The sequence below is a fragment of the Pseudomonas sp. Leaf59 genome, assembly GCF_920984685.1.
GTDB lineage: Bacteria > Pseudomonadota > Gammaproteobacteria > Pseudomonadales > Pseudomonadaceae > Aquipseudomonas.
Window position 1 is genome coordinate 1 of sequence record NZ_CAKLBR010000002.1, and the last position, 17731, is coordinate 17731.

Here is a 17731-nt window from a genome sequence, read left to right on the forward strand (position 1 = left end):
CCGACAGCGTGATGCTGGGCATCGGCGCCGCCCTGGGGATGGGCCTGCTGGTGGGGCTGATCAACGGCATCGTGATCGCCAAGCTGCGGGTCAATGCGTTGATCACCACGCTGGCGACCATGCAGATCGTGCGCGGCCTGGCCTATATCTTTGCCGACGGCAAGGCGGTGGGCGTGTCCCAGGATCAGTTCTTCATCTTCGGCAACGGCCAGTTGCTGGGCGTGCCGGTGCCGATCCTGATCACCATCGTGTGCTTTGTGTTCTTCGGCTGGCTGCTCAACTACACCACCTACGGGCGCAACACCATGGCCATCGGCGGCAACCCGGAAGCGGCGCTGCTGGCGGGGGTCAACGTTGACCGCACCAAGATCATCATCTTCGCCGTGCACGGCCTGATCGGCGCCCTGGCCGGCGTGATCCTCGCCTCGCGCATGACCTCGGGCCAGCCGATGATCGGCCAGGGTTTCGAGCTGACGGTCATTTCCGCCTGCGTGCTGGGCGGGGTATCGCTGAGCGGCGGCATCGGCATGATTCGGCATGTGATTGCCGGCGTGCTGATTCTGGCGATCATCGAAAACGCGATGAACCTGAAGAACATCGACACGTTTTATCAATACGTGATTCGTGGCTCGATCCTGCTGCTGGCGGTGGTCATCGACCGCATGAAGCAACGCTGATCTCAGAATCGTATGAGGCAAATGTGGGAGGGGGCTTGCTCCCGATAGCGGTGTATCAGTTGGCACATCAATAGATGACCCACCGCCATCGGGAGCAAGCCCACTCCCACATTGGATCTGCGCTGTTTTGACGTTGGGTATTTGCCATAATGCTGCCGCGTTCACACTTATAGGGCCCGATATGCAGGAAACATCCTCCACCCCCGGCAAAGACGTCGCCCCCACCGGCACCCAGACCCTGCTGCGTGGCCTGGGCGTGGTGCAGGCCGTGGCGGCCGGTGCGCGGGATCTGAAAGAGATCGCCCGGCGCATCGGCACCACCCGCAGCACCACGCACCGCCTGGCCAGTTGCCTGGTGGAAGAACGTTATCTGCGTGTGGTGCCGCAGGTCGGCTACCTGCTGGGGCCAAAACTGATCGAGCTGGGCTTTCAGGCGCGTGAGGAATTGCCGCTGGTGAGCCTGGCGGTGCCCTACCTGGATGAGCTGTCGGCGCTGACCGGCGACACCATTCACCTGGCCATCCGTGAATACGACGATGTGCTCTACCTGCACAAGAACCCCGGCCGCAACGGCCCGGAAATGCGCTCGCGGGTTGGCCATCGCATGCCGCTGGCGCGTACCGGGGTGGGCAAGGCGATGCTGCTCGATGACAGCGTGGCGGAATGGCAGCGCTTGTACGAAGCCAGCTTGCCGGAGGGTGGGAAAAGCCTGCAATGGCCGCAACACCCGGAACAATCCTGGGCGCAGTTCGAGCAGCGCATGCATGAATACGTGGTGGGCGGTTATGCGTTCGATCTGGAAGACAACGAACCGTCGATCCGTTGCGTGGCGGCACCGGTGCGCGATGCCAGCCGGCGAATCGTCGCCGGCATCAGCATCGCCAGTACCGTGCCCTACATGCCGCTGGAGAAAATGGCCGAGCTGATCCCTGTGATCAAACAGGTGGCGGCCCGGCTGTCCGCGGAGTTGGGCGCCAAGGCCTGATCAGGCCTTGAGGGTTGCCATGTCGATGACGAAGCGGTACTTCACATCACCGGCGATCATGCGGGTGTAGGCTTCGTTGATCTGGCGGATGTCGAGCATTTCGATATCGCAGGTGATGCCGTGCTCGGCGCAGAAATCCAGGACTTCCTGGGTTTCGGCAATGCCGCCGATCAACGAGCCGGCCAGCACTTTGCGGCCCAGCACCAGCTTGGCGGCGTTCACCGGCGGGTCCACTGGCTCGATCAAGCCGACCAGGATATGCACGCCGTCAAAGCGCAGGGTGTCCAGGTAGGGGTTGATGTCGTGCTGCACCGGGATGGTGTCGAGCAGGAAGTCGAAGTGCCCGGCGGCGGCTTTCATCTGCTCGGCGTCGGTGGACACGATCACATGGTCCGCGCCCTGGCGACGGCCTTCTTCGGCCTTGCTCGCGGAGCGGGTGAACAGTGTGACTTCGGCGCCCATGGCCTTGGCAAACTTGATGCCCATGTGGCCCAGGCCGCCCATACCGAGGATGCCGACCTTATCGCCGGCCTTGACGCCGTAGTGCTTGAGCGGCGAGTAGGTGGTGATGCCTGCGCAGAGGATCGGCGCGGCGCTGGCCAGGTCGAGTTTGGCCGGAATCTTCACCACGAAGTGTTCGCTGACCACGATGCTGTCGGAGTAGCCGCCCATGGTGTTGCTGCCGTCCACGCGATCAGGGGTGGCGTAGGTCATGGTCGGGCCTTCGAGGCAATATTGCTCCAGGTCCGATGTGCACGCGGCGCAGGTGCGGCACGAGTCGACCATGCAGCCGACGCCCACCAGGTCGCCGACTTTGTGCGCGGTCACGCTGGCACCGACGGCGGTAACCTTGCCAACAATCTCGTGGCCCGGCATCAGCGGGTACACGGCGATGCCCCATTCGTTGCGCGCCTGGTGGATATCGGAGTGGCAGACGCCGCAGTAGAGGATCTCGATGGCCACGTCATCGGCGCGCGGGCTGCGGCGTTCAAACGACATGGGGGCGAGGGGAGTGGTGGCCGACTGGGCGGCGTAACCGATAGCGGTATACATAGGGAAGCCTCGCAAAAACAATAACAAGTGAGGCGTGCCATTCTCCCCGCCGAGCCTGCGCGCGGCCATGGTGATTGCTCCGGGTCTTATGCCTATTCGTCCGGGAGTGCCCCTGGTTTGGATGCATTGGCCGCCAGACCTGCGATGATGTTCTCATCCCTTTTTTGCGAAGTTTTTTGCCATGTTGTTGACCCGCCATCTCGACGCCAACGCCACGCTGGTTTCCCTGATTGAGGGGCTGACGCCCCGCGATGGTTTTTCCCCGACTCACCTGCCAGGCGTGAAAGTGTTGCGCGCCAGTTGCGACGTGGCACGCGGGCCGCAGATCTATGAGCCCAGCCTGATGTTCGTCGCCCAGGGCAGCAAGGTCGCGTACCTGGGCCCGCGCACCCTCGAATACGGCGCCGGGCATTACCTGATCCAGGCGATGCCGGTGCCGTTCGAATGTGAGACTTTTGCCATGGCCCCCGACGCACCGCTGTATGGCGTGACCGTGGGGATCGACCGGGTGGTGCTGGGCGAACTGGTGATGGCCATGGGCATGCAGGCCGGGCCGCCGCCGATGCCGCAGACCCTTGAGTCGATGAGTTCAGTGGTGCTCGATGATGCCATGCGTGGTTGCGTGGAGCGGCTGTTGCAATGCCTGCACGATCCGCTGGAAAGCCGCATCCTGGGCCCGGCGCGAGTGCGCGAATTGTTGTTCACCGCGTTGCGTGGCCCGCAGGCGGACGTGTTGCGCGCGCTGGTCGAGCAGCAGGGGCAATTCTCGCGCATCGCCACGTCGCTGAGTCACCTGCATGCCCATTACGCCGAGCCGCTGAATATCGAGACCCTGGCCGGGTATGCGCACATGAGTGCATCGACCTTTCATGAACACTTCAAGCGTTGCACCCTGTTGTCGCCGGTGCAGTACCTCAAGCGTCTGCGGTTATTGAAGGCGCAGCAGTTGCTGCTGGTGGACGGCCTGAGTGTGGCGCAGGCGGCGCACAGCGTGGGGTATCAGAGCACGTCGCAGTTCAGTCGCGAGTACAAGCGCTATTTTCTGCGCAACCCTGGCGAAGAGCGGGCTGCCTAGATTCTGTTGATGCAACTCGGTCGACTGGCCTTTTTCCGAGCGCAAAAAAGGCCCCCGTCTGGGAGCCTTGTTCTCAAGCAGCTGGTTTACATATTCGGGTAAGTCGGCCCACCCGCGCCTTCCGGCGATACCCAGGTGATGTTCTGCGAAGGGTCCTTGATGTCACAGGTCTTGCAGTGCACGCAGTTCTGGGCGTTGATCTGGAAGCGCTTTTCGCCGTCTTCCTTGGTGATCACCTCATACACACCGGCCGGGCAGTAGCGCTGCGCCGGTTCGTCGTAGAGCGGCAGGTTGGTGCCGATCGGGATGCTCGGGTCCTTGAGCTTCAAGTGGCACGGCTGCTCTTCTTCATGGTTGGTACCGGAGATGAACACCGAGCTCAGCTTGTCGAAGCTCAGCTTGCCGTCGGGTTTGGGGTAGTCGATCTTCTTGCAGTCCTTGGCCAGCTTCAGGCAGGCGTAGTCCGGCGTGTTGTCGTGCAGGGTGAAGGGGAGCTTGCCGGCAAAGATGTTCTGGTCCAGCCAGTTGAAGCCGCCGCCGAGGATGGCGCCGAACTTGTGCACGGCCGCGCCGAAGTTACGGCTGGCGAACAGTTCTTCGTACAACCAGCTCGACTTGAAGCTGTCGACGTAAGCGGTCAGTTCATCACCGCCCTCGGACTCGGCAAACAGGCGGTCGGCCACGGCGTCGGCGGCGAGCATGCCGGACTTCATCGCGGTATGGCTGCCTTTGATCTTGGCGAAGTTCAGGGTGCCGAGGTCGCAACCGATCAGCGCACCGCCCTTGAACACCATTTTCGGCAGCGAATTCAGGCCGCCTTTGCAGATGGCGCGGGCGCCGTAGCTGATGCGCTTGCCGCCTTCCAGGTGCTGGGCCAGCACCGGGTGGTGCTTGAGGCGCTGGAACTCGTCGAACGGCGACAGGAAGGTGTTGCTGTAAGACAGGTCGACGATCAGGCCGACCACCACCTGGTTGTTTTCCAGGTGATACAGGAACGAGCCGCCGGTGTTCTCGGTGCCCATGATATCCAGCGGCCAGCCGGCGGTGTGCACCACGAGGCCGGGTTGGTGTTTGGCCGGATCGATCTCCCAGATTTCCTTGAGACCGATGCCGTAGTGCTGGGCGTCGGCGTCGCTGTCCAGGTTGAAGCGCTGGATCAGTTGCTTGCCGATATGCCCGCGGCAACCTTCGGCGAACAGCGTGTACTTGCCGCGCAATTCCATGCCGGGGGTGTACACGCCTTCCTTGGGTTTGCCTTCGCGGTCGACGCCGAGGTCGCCGGTGATGATACCGCGCACCACGCCGTTTTCGTCGAACAACGCTTCCTGAGCGGCGAAGCCTGGGTAGACCTCCACGCCGAGGTTCTCGGCCTGCTGGGCCAGCCAGCGGCAGAGATTGCCCAGGGAGATAATGTAGTTGCCTTCGTTGTGCATGGTCTTGGGCACAAAGAAGTCGGGCACCTTGGTGGAGGCGTCGGGGCTGCGCAGTACATAGATGTCATCGCGCACCACTGGCGTGTTGAGCGGGGCGCCGAGGGCCTTCCAGTCCGGGAACAGTTCGTTCAGGGCGCGAGGTTCAAACACGGCACCGGAGAGGATGTGAGCGCCGACTTCGGAGCCTTTCTCGACCACGCAGACGCTGATTTCCTTGCCGGCGTCAGCGGCCTTCTGCTTCAGGCGGCAGGCGGCGGACAGGCCCGCAGGGCCGGCGCCGACGATGACCACGTCGAATTCCATGTATTCGCGTTCCACAGGCTATCTCCTACTCAAGGCTCAACAGGCTTTTTTCTAATGGGTGGAGGTTCGGTGCGGCCGTGCGGCGATGGCAGGACTCACCTTTCTCTCTAGGTGGCGCATTCTAGGTCGCGCAGTATATCTACACCACTGTGAGCGTCCAATACAAACGTTTGTTTGAATTGCCCGCAGGCTAGGTAAATCAAAGCAACGCGGCTTATAACTGGCTATTTTGCCGTATTGACCAGAATAGGTGTTCCGGTCAAGATACGGTCGGTTTCGCGCTTACCGTAGGCAGACTGCAGGTTTCAGGAGTACGTCCAAAAGCAGGCCAGGGCATGGGCGCTTTTTTAAAGAGCGCTCAGTTTACACGCCGCGATCAAGAATGACCTCTCAGTCACCCCTGACGAACGGTCATCGCTGTCCGTGATCAAGGTCACGTGCCAAGGTTTTTGGAGGTGCCCTTGTGTGCCGATGAGCATCAACCGCCAGGTTCGCCTAGGCGACTTTCTTTTCACCGGAGAGTAACGAGGAATCCATGAAGGTTCTTGTAGCTGTCAAACGCGTTGTCGATTACAACGTGAAAGTTCGCGTCAAGGCGGACAATTCCGGCGTCGACCTTGCTAACGTCAAGATGTCGATGAACCCTTTTTGTGAAATCGCCGTGGAAGAAGCCGTACGCCTGAAAGAGAAAGGCGTGGCGACCGAAATCGTCGTGGTTTCCATCGGCCCGACCACCGCCCAGGAACAACTGCGCACCGCCCTGGCACTGGGCGCCGACCGCGCCATCCTGGTCGAGTCCGCTGAAGAACTGACCTCCCTGGCCGTGGCCAAGCTGCTCAAGGCCGTTGTCGACAAGGAACAGCCACAGTTGGTCATCCTCGGCAAACAAGCCATCGACAGCGACAACAACCAGACCGGGCAGATGCTGGCTGCGCTGACCGGTTACGGCCAGGGCACCTTCGCTTCCAAGGTTGAAGTGAGCGGCGACAGCGTGGCCGTGACCCGCGAGATCGACGGCGGCGCGCAGACCGTTTCCCTGAAACTGCCGGCCATCGTCACCACCGACCTGCGTTTGAACGAGCCGCGCTACGCGTCCCTGCCCAACATCATGAAAGCCAAGAAGAAGCCGCTGGAGTCGCTGACGCCAGAAGCTCTGGGCGTTTCCACCGCCTCCACCAACAAGACCATCAAGGTTGAAGCACCGGCTGCACGCAGCGCGGGCATCAAGGTCAAGTCGGTGGCTGAACTGGTCGAGAAACTGAAAAACGAAGCGAAGGTAATCTAAACATGACTATCTTGGTAATCGCTGAACACGACAACAAGGTGCTGGCCCCGGCCACCCTGAACACCGTGGCCGCCGCCGTTAAAATCGGTGGCGATATTCACCTGCTGGTCGCCGGTGAGGGCGCAGGCCCGGTGGCTGAGGCCGCTGCAAAAATCGCTGGCGTAAGCAAAGTGCTGAACGCCGACAACGCCGCCTACGCGCATCAGTTGCCGGAAAACGTTGCGCCGCTGGTTGCAGAGCTGGGCAAGGGCTACAGCCACATCCTGGCCGCCGCCACTTCCAACGGCAAAAACATCCTGCCACGCGTTGCCGCGCAGTTGGACGTCGACCAGATCTCCGAGATCATCTCGGTCGAAAGCGCCGATACCTTCAAGCGCCCGATCTACGCCGGTAACGCCATTGCCACCGTGCAATCGACCGCCGCGATCAAGGTCATCACCGTGCGCGCCACCGGTTTCGATCCGGTCGCCGCTGAAGGTGGCTCGGCCACTGTTGAAGCCGTCTCCGCCGCCCACGACGCAGGTACTTCCAGCTTTGTTGGCGAAGAGCTGGCCAAGTCGGATCGTCCTGAGCTGACCGCTGCCAAGATCGTCGTTTCCGGCGGGCGCGGCATGCAGAACGGCGACAACTTCAAGCACCTGTACGCCCTGGCCGACAAGCTGGGCGCGGCGGTCGGCGCTTCCCGCGCTGCCGTCGACGCAGGTTTTGTACCCAACGACATGCAGGTCGGCCAGACCGGCAAGATCGTTGCGCCACAGCTGTACATCGCCGTCGGTATCTCCGGCGCGATCCAGCATCTGGCCGGCATGAAGGACTCCAAAGTGATCGTTGCGATCAACAAGGACGAAGAAGCACCGATCTTCCAGGTGGCTGATTACGGCCTGGTGGCGGACTTGTTCGAAGCCGTACCCGAGTTGGAGAAGCTGGTCTAATCCAGCCGCTTCACTTATAAAGAGCCCGGTCTTGTGACCGGGCTTTTTTTTGACTATCGGAGACCTTCGCCATGGAATTGCGCCCCTGGATCGTACTGCTGGGCCTCACGCTGCTGCCAACCCTGGCGCACGCCGCCGGCAAATGTAATCGCCTGGTCATCACCGGCAGCCCGGACGCCCCACCCCTGCTCTGGCGCGACCCGCAAGACCCCACGCACCTGATCGGCGCCACCGCCGATGTGTTGCAGCAGGTGGCCAATGACCTCGGTCTGAAAATTGACCTGCTCTACGGCGGCAAACGCGCGGCAGCCCTGGATGAAGTGCGCAGCGGACGCATGGACATTCTCGCCGACGCAACGTTGAACCTCGGCGAGTTGCAAACCCTGGACTACATTCACCCGCCGCTGATGCAGCTCGACTACCTCGTCTGGACCCGTAAGGATTCCGCCCTGGTGTATACCACTGCGGCCGACCTGCACGGCCACTCGGGCGCAGTATCGGAACGGGCGCGCTTGAGCGCGGATTTCGACACTTTCGCCAGTCAGCAGCTCAACCTGCAACGCCTGCCCACGCTGACGCCGGCGTTTCAGAAACTATTGTTGGGGGAGGTGGACTATGTGCTCGCCAGTCGCTATTCCGGCATGGCCATGGCCCAGAGCCTGGGCATGAGCAACGACCTGGTGGCCCGCGAAGTGCCCATCGATCAGCCCGGCCTGTACCTGGCGATTTCCCACAACTCGGCCTGCAATGATCCGTGGCTGCGCGGACAGCTGGCGAAAAAGATGACAGAATTGCCCGCGTCCGGTGTGGCGCAAGCTGCGTTGCAGCGCAATCTGGAACGCTGGAAGGCGCAATTGCAGCAACCTGTCGGCACCTCAACACAGTAGGGATTTTCAGTGATTTTTCGACCTCTTTTAGCGGCCCTCGCCGCTGTCGCTCTGGCGGGATGTGCAACCGATCCCGCGCCGAATGAACAGCTGCGCCTGACCCGGCAAGCGCTTGAGCAAGCCAGCGCGGTCGGCGCCGTCGCCGAGGAGTCGGCCGAATTGAAACTGGCCGAAGACAAATTCGCCCGGGCCGAGGCCGACATGGCCGACCAGTCCTACAAGGACGCGCGCATGCAGGCCGAGCAGGCCGAACTGGATGCCCGCCTGGCCGAAGCCCAGGTGCTGACTCGCAAGAGCCAGGAGCAACTGAACGTGCTCAACACCCGCATCACCCGCTTGCGCAAGCAATTGCAGTTGGGGGAAGCCCAATGAGCCGGCTGATCCGTGGGATGAGCGCCGTGCTGCTGGCCGGCGCCATGTTGGGTGGCTGTGCCACCCATCCGAACAGCGAGCAGGCCCTGCAGCAGGCGGCCGGCGATTTCCAGAAGGTCAAGGAAGACGCCAATGTGCTGCGCTTCGCGCCCAAGGATGTGATCCGCGCCGGGGAGTCGCTGGCCCGTGCCGACCGCCTGTCCAGCTACTGGGGCAGCGGCGCCGATGTGGAGCATTACGCCTACCTGAGCCGTCGCTACAGCGCGATTGCCCGGGAACATACCGAGCAGGGGCTCAACGCAGAGCGCGGCGCGAAGCTGGAACTGGAGCGCCAACGCCTGCAACTGGCCCTGCGCGAAAGCAAGCTGTCGAGCGTGCAACAGCAGGGCAAGTGGCTCGAAGAGCAGATCACCAGCCTCGCCACCCAGACCGACCGCGGCCTGGTGATGACCCTGGGGGACGTGCTGTTCGACACCGGTGACGCGGAGCTAAAAAACTCGGCCAACCGCACAGTGCTGAAAATCGTGCAGTTCCTGCAACTGAACCCCAAGCGCGTGGTGCGTATTGAGGGGTATGCGGACAACACCGGCGGCGAGCAGGAAAACCTCAGGCTGTCCCGCGAGCGTGCACAATCGGTGGCCGATGTGCTGGTGGACCTGGGTATCGATGAAAAACGCATTCAGGTTGAGGGGTATGGCGACCAGTACCCGGTGGAGGCCAACGCCTCCGAGCGGGGCAGGGCGCAGAATCGCCGCGTGGAAATCGTCTTCTCCGACGCGAAGGGCCAATTGGGCGCTGCTCGCTAGGCGCCTGGCGCAGGTCAAAATGTGGGAGGGGGCTTGCTCCCGATAGCGGTGGTTCAGTCAACATCTTTGACGACTGACACGCTGCTATCGGGAGCAAGCCCCCTCCCACATTTGTTTTGAGGTACAGCTGAAAGCTCTATCCTAAACCCTTACAGTTTTTGCTGTCACTGCCGCGCGGCCTCGACTATTGTGGCAACTGTCCCCGTACACTTCTAAACTGTGCCGGTATGTTCCACACAAAAATAAAACGCCCGTGAAATCGAGTGCTGCGTCATGACCAATCTGTTGCTTTACCAACGTATCGCCCAGCAACTGGCTGAGGACATCCGGCGCGGTGTCTATCAACCGGGGGAGCGTGTGCCTTCGGTGCGCAAGATGAGTTCCCAGCTCAACGTGAGTCACGCCACGGTCTTGCAGGCCTATGCCAACCTGGAAGACCAGGGGCTGATCAGGGCGCGGCCACAGTCCGGCTATTACGTGCACCAGACGCCCGCGCTCACCGCGCCGACGCCGGATATCGCACGGGTCGAACGCCCGGGGCTGGTCACCCGCAGCAGCATCATTCAACAGGTATTGGGCGAGTCGCGCCGCGAAGGCGTGTTTCCCCTTGGCGCCGCGGTGCCGAGTGTCGACTACCTGCCGGTGCGAGCACTGCACCAGCAGTTGGCCAAGGTCACGCGCTTCCAGAGCCCACGGGCCTTCAGCTACATGTTCAGCCCCGGTTTCGAGCCGCTGCGCCGCCAGGTGGCGATCCGCATGCGTGATGCCGGCGTGGTGATTGACCCATCCGAAGTGGTGATCACCCATGGCTGCGTCGACGCGTTGCAGATGTCCCTGCGCGTACTGACCCGTCCCGGCGACCTGATCGCCGCCGAGTCGCCGACCTATTACGGCTTGCTGCAACTGGCCGATCTGCTCGGCCTCAAAGTGATCGAAATTCCCAGCGACCCCTCCACCGGTATGAGCCTGGAAGCCCTGCAGCTGGCGGCCAACCAATGGTCGATCAAGGCGCTGGTGCTGACCACACGCTTGAGCAACCCGCTGGGTGGCACCATGCCCGAAGAGCGGCAGAAGCAACTGCTGCGTCTGGCCTCGGATTTCGATATCCAGATTGTCGAGGACGATATCTACGGCGAGTTGATGTTCGAACTGGGCCGCACCAAGGCGCTGAAAGCCTATGACCGCCTGGACCGGGTCATTTACTGCTCGAGCTTCTCCAAGACGCTGTCGCCCGGTGTGCGCATTGGCTGGATGATTGCCGGTAAATATCAGCAGGAGATCCAGCGCCTGCAGATGTTCAGTACCCACTCGGCGTGCAGCGTCACGCAGATGGGCGTCGCCGCATACCTGGAGAACGGTGGCTATGACCGCCACCTGCGCTACATCCGTCAGGAATACCGCAAGAACCTCAGCGCTTTCCAGCTGGCAGTGCAGCAGTACTTCCCTGAAGGCACGCAGATGACCCGGCCTACCGGCGGTTTTATCCTGTGGGTCAGCTTGCCGGGGCGCGTCAATACTCAGGAGTTGCATGTGCGCGCGCTGCAACAGGGCATCAGCATTGCGCCCGGGCTGATCTTCAGCAATACAGAACAGTTCAACCATTGTATTCGGCTCAACTGTGGCACGCCATGGAACCGCGAAGCAGAGCGGGCGCTGATGACCCTGGGGATGCTGGCCAGCCAATTATGCCAGGAGACCAGCGCCGGTCTCTGAGGCGCAGAACCGGGACAATTCCTGCACGGGTGTGATTGCCGCGCTTGTCATGCTGCGCACAACAAGCGAGCATATGGCCTTCTGCCGTTAATGCTGTTGGCGATATGAATTCGATTTTTCGCGCTGTAGGGATGATTGGCCTGTTAACGCTGTGCAATGTCGGCGTCTTAATGGCGGCCGCGCCCGTATCGGACACCAGGTCTGCGCCAAGTGCCGAACAGGCGGCCTCCACGAAAAAAACGGCAGAGGCCAGGAAAGCCACGGTCGCCAAGAAAAAGCGCGCCTCGGCCAGAAAAAAATCCAGATCAGCTCGTGAGGTCGCCCAGACTAAACTGCCACCGGCACAACTGGACCTGTCGCTGCCGTCCGACATGGTCAGGCATTTACAGCCTATCGGTACCATGCCCAAGCCCAAAAGCGTACCGCTGCTACCGCCGATGTTCGGCGACAAGCCCACCGATAACAGCGCGTTTCAGATCAACGGCCGCTTGCTCAGCAATGAGATGAAGCTGCAACTGCGCAACGAAGAACGCCGTGATGTTGAAGGTGCGGCGCTGGATTTCGAATTCAAGCAATAACTATTGCGCACATGTGAGGAGCTGGATCGACCATTTGTCGCGGACTGGTCAGTCACTTGTCTTTTCCGTGAAAAACCCTCGTTGGACCGTTTTAAAACGGTTGTTCAGGGGCGTACCCTAGCTCCGCCATCCCATTGAGTCGTCGAGGACCTGCCGGTCATGAAATGCCGTGAAGGCTGTGGTGCTTGCTGCATCGCCCCCTCTATCAGTTCGCCATTACCCGGAATGCCCAAGGGCAAGCCGGCGGGCGAACGCTGCCTGCACCTGTCGGTCGAACAGCTATGCCAGCTGTTCGGCAAGCCCGAGCGCCCGGCGGTGTGCAGTGACTTCAAGGCGGATCTGGAGGTGTGCGGCACCGACCAGGCTGATGCAATCCGGCTGATCGGCTGGTGGGAACAGATGACGGCGGCTTGATGGGCTTTACTCTCGGAACTTCAACAATAAGGAATACAACGATGGGTTCGCTGAAACGAATGGCTGTGCTGTGCGGTTTCACGGTGTTGTTCGCGGCCACCGCGCAGGCCGAGGACTGGCAGGTGGCCAAGGACGAAGACGGCATCAAAGTGTCCCTGAGCGAGGTTGCCGGCTCCAAGTACAAGGCCTATCGCGGTGTCACCCTGATCAAGGCGCCCGTGGCGAAAATCCAGGCCCTGCAGGAAGACGTCGCCGCTGCCTGTTCATGGATTCACGAATGCAAATCCCAGAAGCTGGTGGACAAGAAGGGCGATGAGGCCTGGACCTACACCCAGTTCAACGCACCGTTCCCGGTGACTGACCGTGATTCCTACACCCACATCACCACCACCAAAAACGCCGATGGCGGTATAACGCGCACATTGCAGGGCGTGCCGACCTACAAGCCGGAAGAAAAAGGCTACGTGCGCGTGGCGCAGGTCGAGGGTTTCTGGAAGCTCGTACCCAAGGGCGATAACCAGACCGAGGTCACCTATCAGGTGCACACGGAGCCGGGCGGCAGCGTGCCCTCCTGGTTGGCCAACAAGTTCGTGGTGGACGCGCCGTTCAACACCTTGAAAGCCCTCAAGGAACACGCCGAGAAATAACCGCTGTCGATCAGGTGCCTGTGGCCTTGAGTGGAACGTTTGACGAGCCCTCAAGGTCCAGATGGATGTGAGCCCACACATGGGTTTTATCGAGGAGGCACCGATGCAAATGTGGCAAATTACCTTCGTTGACGATCACGGTGTGCAGGCCGTGGAGCAGTTCGACTGCGACCACAAGCCCAGCCTCGAAGATGCGGCGCACATGATTCGCAACAAACTCGTGCCGGTCGCCGCCGAACTCGACCTCAACGACCTTGAGGGCCGTAAGCCGGAGCCTACGGTCAAGATCCTCAAAGACCAGAACAGTATCCAGATCCTCGACATTTCGCCCGCCGCCTGAACATTCCCTGTTTGCCAGTGCAGCCCCTCTGGTGGAGGTGATAGCTTCGCGCTACTCTGCAAGCGAGATCAGCGAATGATTCGCTAGGTACTGGTCTTGTCAGCTACATGCTTGTTTTCCCTGCGGTGCAGTCATTGCCGTGGTGCTCGCGCCAGCAGCGCGCGGGCTTCGGGAGGCACGGAAAGTCTATCCATCGGTTTTAGGAGGACGTTTCATGAGCACAGCCTATCAAGAAGACATCAGCACCCACGTCCTACGCCGCATGAAAGAAGGCGGTTTTGACTTTTCACGGTTTCACCCCATCGAGTTCTACGCGATTTTCCCGGATGAAGAACGGGCGCGCAGGGCGGCGGGTGAGTTTCGCGGCGAGTCCCTGAATGCCCAGGTCAGTGCGCGCGATGACGGCGCCTGGTATCTGGAATTGAGCAAGATCATGTCAGCCACCTACGACGGCATAGGAGACTTCGAGCAGGACTTTGAAGCGGTGGTCGAGCCGTTGGGCGGGATCATTGAAGGATGGGGCGTCAAGCAGGAGGTGCGTGGGTTACCCATGTAGCTGTTTGCACAAGCACAGCGTATCGGCTGACCTTTGGGTCGGCCGATTTTGTTTGTGCCGTGGGAAAACGCTGCGCGGGTTTTTCGAAAGCAAAAAAAAGCCACCCAAGTCGGGTGGCCTAAAGGGAAGATCGTTGCGCTGAAACTGTAGGACGCGTCCTGTTCAGCAGATGTTGGCGATTATCCGCAGCTTGCGCCGCGCAGTGAAATCAAGTCTGACTATGCTGTTGATAGTAAAACGCCGCCTTGCGATGAAGCAGGCGGCCATGCGCTGGGTATTCTGTGCACCAGGACGGTGCTGGCAGATCCCGGCGGCCATTCAACTCACTGATGTTCAAGTGTTTATGCCGCTGGCACGGGCCTTGCGATAGTGCTCGTGTCCGGGTGACAAGGAGTTCGGCATGATCCGCACTTATTTCGACGAAATGTACGACGGGGCAGGGCAGGTACGCCCCCATTACCGCGAATTCGCCCGTTGGCTGGCGCTGACCCCGCCCGAACTGTTGGCCCAGCGTCGGCGCGAAGCCGATTTGCTGTTTCACCGTGCGGGTATCACCTTCACCCTCTATGGCGACGAGCAAGGCACTGAACGCCTGATTCCCTTCGACATCATCCCCCGCAGCATTCCGGCCAGTGAATGGCAGATTGTCGAGCGCGGCTGCATCCAGCGGGTCAAGGCGCTGAACCTGTTTCTTGCCGACCTGTATCACGAACAGCGCATTATCAAGGCGGGCATCATTCCCGCCGAACAGGTACTGGCCAACGAGCAATACCAACTGGCCATGCAGGGTCTGAATCTGCACCGTGACCTGTATTCACACGTCTCCGGGGTTGATCTCGTACGCGATGGCGACGGCACTTATTACGTACTGGAAGACAACCTGCGTACACCCAGCGGTGTCAGCTACATGCTCGAAGACCGCAAGATGATGATGCGCCTGTTTCCCGAACTGTTTGCCGCCCAGCGCATTGCACCGATCGATCATTACCCCAACCTGCTGCTCGACACGCTCAAGAGCGCCAGCCCTATCGACAACCCCAGCGTTGTGGTACTGACTCCGGGACGCTTCAACAGCGCCTTCTTCGAACACGCGTTCCTGGCCAGGGAAATGGGCGTTGAGCTGGTGGAAGGCGCCGACCTGTTCGTGCGCGATGACCACGTGTTCATGCGCACCACCGACGGGCCCAAGGCCGTGGATGTGATCTACCGTCGCCTTGATGACGCGTTTCTCGATCCGTTGGCATTCAACCCCGATTCCATGCTCGGTGTGCCCGGTCTGCTCGCGGTCTATCGCTGTGGCAATGTGGTGCTGGCCAACGCGATTGGCACTGGCGTGGCGGATGACAAGTCGGTGTACCCCTTCGTTACCCAGATGATCCGTTTTTACCTGGATGAAGAACCGATCCTGAAGAATGTGCCAACCTTTCAATGCCGCAAGCCTGACGAATTGTCCCACGTGCTGGCCAACCTGCCGCACCTGGTGGTCAAGGAAACCCAGGGCTCCGGCGGCTACGGCATGCTGGTCGGGCCGGCATCCAGCGCCGCCGAAATCGAAGCCTTTCGCGCACGCATCAAAGCCAAGCCCCACGCTTATATCGCCCAGCCTACCCTGTGTTTATCCACGTGCCCGACCTTCGTCGACAACGGCATCGCCCCGCGCCATATCGACCTGCGCCCGTTCGTGCTGTCCGGCAAGGAAACCCGCGTGGTGCCCGGCGGCTTGACGCGTGTGGCGCTGCGCGAGGGCTCGCTGGTGGTCAACTCGTCCCAGGGTGGCGGCACCAAGGACACCTGGGTGGTGGAGGACTGATGCCATGTTGAATCGAGCTGCCTTGCACCACCTGCGGGGAAACCTCCACGCCACCTTCATCCCCTCGGTGCGCCAGTTGGGCGACGCCATTTACGGTTCCTGCACGGAGGCCCCATGAGACTTTCCATCAGTCACGAAACCACCTACCACTACGAAGACCAGGTGCGCGCCAGCATCCAGTACCTGCGCCTTACACCCCACGACAGCGAGCGCCAGCAGGTCATCAGTTGGCAGCTCGACCTGCCGCGCCCGGTGCGCGCCCAGGTGGACCCGTTCGGCAACATCCTGCATGTGCTGACCCTGGATGAACCCCACGATGCAATCGTTATCCGTGCTCGCGGCCAAGTGGAGATCGACGAGCTGCGTGAAGCGGAGCACGAGGGCCAGTCGGCATTTCCTTTCCTGCGCTGCACCCGCCTGACCGAGCCGGACGAGGCTCTGCGCGGCTTTGCCGACCAGCACTGTCATCAACGCCGTGACCGCAGCGCGTTGATCGACCTGATGCACGCGCTCAACCAAACCATGGTTTACACGCCCGGCGCCACCGAGGTCGATACCTGCGCGGCCCAGGCCTTCGCTGGCGGGGCGGGCGTGTGCCAGGATCATACCCACGCGTTCCTGGCCTGCGCGCGCAGCCTGGGGATTCCGGCGCGTTATGTGTCGGGGTATTTATACAGCGAAGACAGCACGCACCTGGCCAGTCACGCCTGGGCCGAAGCCTGGCTGGAAGGCGCGTGGTACAGCTTTGACGTGACCAACCAGATGGCGCGGCCGGAGCGGCACCTCAAGCTGGCGGTGGGCCTGGACTACCTCGACGCGTGCCCGGTGCGTGGCATGCGCCGGGGCGGCGGGCAAGAGCAGATGCACGCCAGGGTAGTGGTCATGCCGACGCCGGTGATCGCTGTGCAGCAGCAATAATCGCACTGTTCCCACAACATAAAACTCAGGGTTGGGATTTACGCCCGGCCATGTGCTTCAAATACCCCACCAGCAAATCCAGTTCGCTGTCGGGCAACACATTGGCGGCGAACGCCGGCATCTTCGCCTGTGGCCAGTGCCGCATGCTTTGCGGGTCGCGAATATAGTGCTTGAGAAAATCGCCGCTGAAATACTCGGTGGGGCTGTAGGGAATATTCAGGTCCGGGCCCACCTCTGCATCCCCGGCGCCATTGAGCCGATGGCAGGCCAGGCAGTTTTTCTGGAACAGCGCAAAGCCCTGGTTGATCGGATCATTCGCCGCCAGCTTCGGGTCGGGCAATAACGCCGGGAAACGCTCGGCCACGGTCTTCAACTGTTTGATCCGGGAAACCTGAAACGGCCACTGCTCCGGGCTGATCGGTCCCGCCTGCGGGTCGGTCCACACCAGGTAAAAAGGCCCGGCGCCAGGTTTGCCTGACGTCAGGGGTGGCCAGGGGTGGGCCGGGTCTTCCACCGCCAGCCAGGCGCGGGCGCCGGTTGTTTCCAGCAGGGGCGCGGCGCTGAGTTCGGCCGCAAACCCATCCAGGGCGACCGCCTGCAGATGACTCTGCGGCGCAAGCCCCGGCAGCAGTACCGCCAGCGGCACTGCGCGATACGTCATGTCGCGCTTGTAGGAAACGTCATCAATGATGTGCACCGTCTGCGCATCCGGGTGTTCGAGCAGCTCGGCGGTCTGCCAGGTCTTGCTGGTGTGGTCCAGTTCGATGGTCAATTGCGCGGCGCCGGCTGGCACGCTGAGCAGCAGGGCGAACAGCGCAAGGATCGTTTTCAACAGTGAGTCCGTTTTCAAGTGGCGATGACCTGCAAGATAGCGGAAATCAGCATGTAAAAAGACAGCCCCTGCAACGGGATCGCTATGCGCAATGCCTCGCAGGTGCTGTCAAAAA

Annotated in this window: 19 protein-coding genes; 16 read left to right on the forward strand and 3 right to left on the reverse strand. The window is 61.3% G+C overall.

Going from position 1 to position 17731, the window contains the following annotated elements; all coding sequences use genetic code 11:
• Together araH and LUB09_RS01705 are read left to right on the forward strand one after the other, a co-directional pair.
• Positions 1 to 677: L-arabinose ABC transporter permease AraH (gene araH, locus LUB09_RS01700; protein ID WP_231421409.1), on the forward strand; the 677-nt coding region annotated here is incomplete at its 5' end.
• Between the two features lie 181 nt (positions 678 to 858).
• Complete coding sequence (locus tag LUB09_RS01705) at positions 859 to 1662, forward strand: IclR family transcriptional regulator (RefSeq protein WP_209983908.1); 804 nt, start codon at positions 859 to 861, stop codon at positions 1660 to 1662.
• On the opposite strand, the gene LUB09_RS01710 is transcribed toward LUB09_RS01705, so the two are convergent.
• The gene (locus tag LUB09_RS01710; RefSeq protein WP_209983906.1) at positions 1663 to 2715 is read right to left on the reverse strand and encodes an NAD(P)-dependent alcohol dehydrogenase; all 1053 of its coding nucleotides are present in this window, start codon (positions 2713 to 2715) and stop codon (positions 1663 to 1665) included.
• A 181-nt stretch (positions 2716 to 2896) separates the two neighbouring features.
• Here LUB09_RS01710 and LUB09_RS01715 point away from each other — a divergent pair, with 181 nt between their 5' ends.
• Positions 2897 to 3790, forward strand: coding sequence for an AraC family transcriptional regulator (locus LUB09_RS01715; protein WP_209983904.1), 894 nt, complete (start codon positions 2897 to 2899; stop codon positions 3788 to 3790).
• A gap of 86 nt (positions 3791 to 3876) precedes the next feature.
• Here LUB09_RS01715 and LUB09_RS01720 read toward each other — a convergent pair whose 3' ends face one another.
• Positions 3877 to 5541, reverse strand: coding sequence for an electron transfer flavoprotein-ubiquinone oxidoreductase (locus tag LUB09_RS01720; protein WP_209983902.1), 1665 nt, complete (start codon positions 5539 to 5541; stop codon positions 3877 to 3879).
• A gap of 520 nt (positions 5542 to 6061) precedes the next feature.
• On the opposite strand from LUB09_RS01720, the gene LUB09_RS01725 reads away from it, so the two are divergent.
• The 13 genes from LUB09_RS01725 (at position 6062) to LUB09_RS01785 (ending at position 16784) form a co-directional block, all read left to right on the forward strand.
• A complete protein-coding gene (locus LUB09_RS01725) occupies positions 6062 to 6811 on the forward strand; it encodes an electron transfer flavoprotein subunit beta/FixA family protein (protein ID WP_122718035.1) in 750 nt (249 codons plus the stop codon).
• Positions 6812 to 6813: 2 nt separating this feature from the next.
• Positions 6814 to 7743, forward strand: a complete 930-nt coding sequence (locus LUB09_RS01730) for an electron transfer flavoprotein subunit alpha/FixB family protein (RefSeq protein ID WP_209983900.1) — start codon at positions 6814 to 6816, stop codon at positions 7741 to 7743.
• Between the two features lie 71 nt (positions 7744 to 7814).
• Positions 7815 to 8630, forward strand: coding sequence for a substrate-binding periplasmic protein (locus LUB09_RS01735; protein ID WP_231421410.1), 816 nt, complete (start codon positions 7815 to 7817; stop codon positions 8628 to 8630).
• Positions 8631 to 8639: 9 nt separating this feature from the next.
• Positions 8640 to 9002, forward strand: coding sequence for a DUF4398 domain-containing protein (locus LUB09_RS01740; RefSeq protein ID WP_209983896.1), 363 nt, complete (start codon positions 8640 to 8642; stop codon positions 9000 to 9002).
• On the forward strand, positions 8999 to 9808 hold the full coding sequence (locus tag LUB09_RS01745; RefSeq protein WP_231421411.1) for an OmpA family protein: 810 nt from the start codon (positions 8999 to 9001) through the stop codon (positions 9806 to 9808). The genes LUB09_RS01740 and LUB09_RS01745 overlap by 4 nt, the downstream gene beginning before the upstream one ends.
• A 273-nt stretch (positions 9809 to 10081) precedes the next feature.
• A complete protein-coding gene (locus tag LUB09_RS01750) occupies positions 10082 to 11521 on the forward strand; it encodes an aminotransferase-like domain-containing protein (protein WP_209983892.1) in 1440 nt (479 codons plus the stop codon).
• A gap of 104 nt (positions 11522 to 11625) precedes the next feature.
• Positions 11626 to 12099, forward strand: a complete 474-nt coding sequence (locus LUB09_RS01755; protein ID WP_209983888.1) for a translation initiation factor 2 — start codon at positions 11626 to 11628, stop codon at positions 12097 to 12099.
• Positions 12100 to 12258: 159 nt separating this feature from the next.
• Positions 12259 to 12513, forward strand: a complete 255-nt coding sequence (locus tag LUB09_RS01760) for a YkgJ family cysteine cluster protein (protein ID WP_209983886.1) — start codon at positions 12259 to 12261, stop codon at positions 12511 to 12513.
• A gap of 41 nt (positions 12514 to 12554) precedes the next feature.
• Positions 12555 to 13160, forward strand: a complete 606-nt coding sequence (locus LUB09_RS01765; protein WP_209983884.1) for an START domain-containing protein — start codon at positions 12555 to 12557, stop codon at positions 13158 to 13160.
• A 103-nt stretch (positions 13161 to 13263) separates the two neighbouring features.
• A complete protein-coding gene (locus LUB09_RS01770; RefSeq protein WP_209983882.1) occupies positions 13264 to 13500 on the forward strand; it encodes a hypothetical protein in 237 nt (78 codons plus the stop codon).
• Positions 13501 to 13714: 214 nt separating this feature from the next.
• Positions 13715 to 14056, forward strand: a complete 342-nt coding sequence (locus LUB09_RS01775; protein ID WP_057009243.1) for a ribonuclease E inhibitor RraB — start codon at positions 13715 to 13717, stop codon at positions 14054 to 14056.
• 400 nt (positions 14057 to 14456) lie between these two features.
• Entirely contained in the window at positions 14457 to 15866 is a 1410-nt protein-coding gene (locus LUB09_RS01780; RefSeq protein WP_231421412.1) for a circularly permuted type 2 ATP-grasp protein, read from the forward strand.
• Positions 15867 to 15980: 114 nt separating this feature from the next.
• Complete coding sequence (locus tag LUB09_RS01785; protein ID WP_231421413.1) at positions 15981 to 16784, forward strand: transglutaminase family protein; 804 nt, start codon at positions 15981 to 15983, stop codon at positions 16782 to 16784.
• 25 nt (positions 16785 to 16809) lie between these two features.
• Here the strand turns inward: LUB09_RS01785 and LUB09_RS01790 are convergent, their stop codons facing one another.
• Entirely contained in the window at positions 16810 to 17616 is an 807-nt protein-coding gene (locus LUB09_RS01790) for a cytochrome c (RefSeq protein ID WP_231421414.1), read from the reverse strand.
• Positions 17617 to 17731: the final 115 nt, after the last annotated feature.

Coding starts and splice junctions, on each gene's coding strand:
- LUB09_RS01705 (WP_209983908.1), top strand. CDS start 859: ATGCAGGAAACATCCTCCACCCCCGGCAAAGACGTCGCCCCCACCGGC.
- LUB09_RS01710 (WP_209983906.1), bottom strand. CDS start 2,715: ATGTATACCGCTATCGGTTACGCCGCCCAGTCGGCCACCACTCCCCTC.
- LUB09_RS01715 (WP_209983904.1), top strand. CDS start 2,897: ATGTTGTTGACCCGCCATCTCGACGCCAACGCCACGCTGGTTTCCCTG.
- LUB09_RS01725 (WP_122718035.1), top strand. CDS start 6,062: ATGAAGGTTCTTGTAGCTGTCAAACGCGTTGTCGATTACAACGTGAAA.
- LUB09_RS01730 (WP_209983900.1), top strand. CDS start 6,814: ATGACTATCTTGGTAATCGCTGAACACGACAACAAGGTGCTGGCCCCG.
- LUB09_RS01735 (WP_231421410.1), top strand. CDS start 7,815: ATGGAATTGCGCCCCTGGATCGTACTGCTGGGCCTCACGCTGCTGCCA.
- LUB09_RS01745 (WP_231421411.1), top strand. CDS start 8,999: ATGAGCCGGCTGATCCGTGGGATGAGCGCCGTGCTGCTGGCCGGCGCC.
- LUB09_RS01750 (WP_209983892.1), top strand. CDS start 10,082: ATGACCAATCTGTTGCTTTACCAACGTATCGCCCAGCAACTGGCTGAG.
- LUB09_RS01755 (WP_209983888.1), top strand. CDS start 11,626: ATGAATTCGATTTTTCGCGCTGTAGGGATGATTGGCCTGTTAACGCTG.
- LUB09_RS01760 (WP_209983886.1), top strand. CDS start 12,259: ATGAAATGCCGTGAAGGCTGTGGTGCTTGCTGCATCGCCCCCTCTATC.
- LUB09_RS01765 (WP_209983884.1), top strand. CDS start 12,555: ATGGGTTCGCTGAAACGAATGGCTGTGCTGTGCGGTTTCACGGTGTTG.
- LUB09_RS01770 (WP_209983882.1), top strand. CDS start 13,264: ATGCAAATGTGGCAAATTACCTTCGTTGACGATCACGGTGTGCAGGCC.
- LUB09_RS01775 (WP_057009243.1), top strand. CDS start 13,715: ATGAGCACAGCCTATCAAGAAGACATCAGCACCCACGTCCTACGCCGC.
- LUB09_RS01780 (WP_231421412.1), top strand. CDS start 14,457: ATGATCCGCACTTATTTCGACGAAATGTACGACGGGGCAGGGCAGGTA.
- LUB09_RS01785 (WP_231421413.1), top strand. CDS start 15,981: ATGAGACTTTCCATCAGTCACGAAACCACCTACCACTACGAAGACCAG.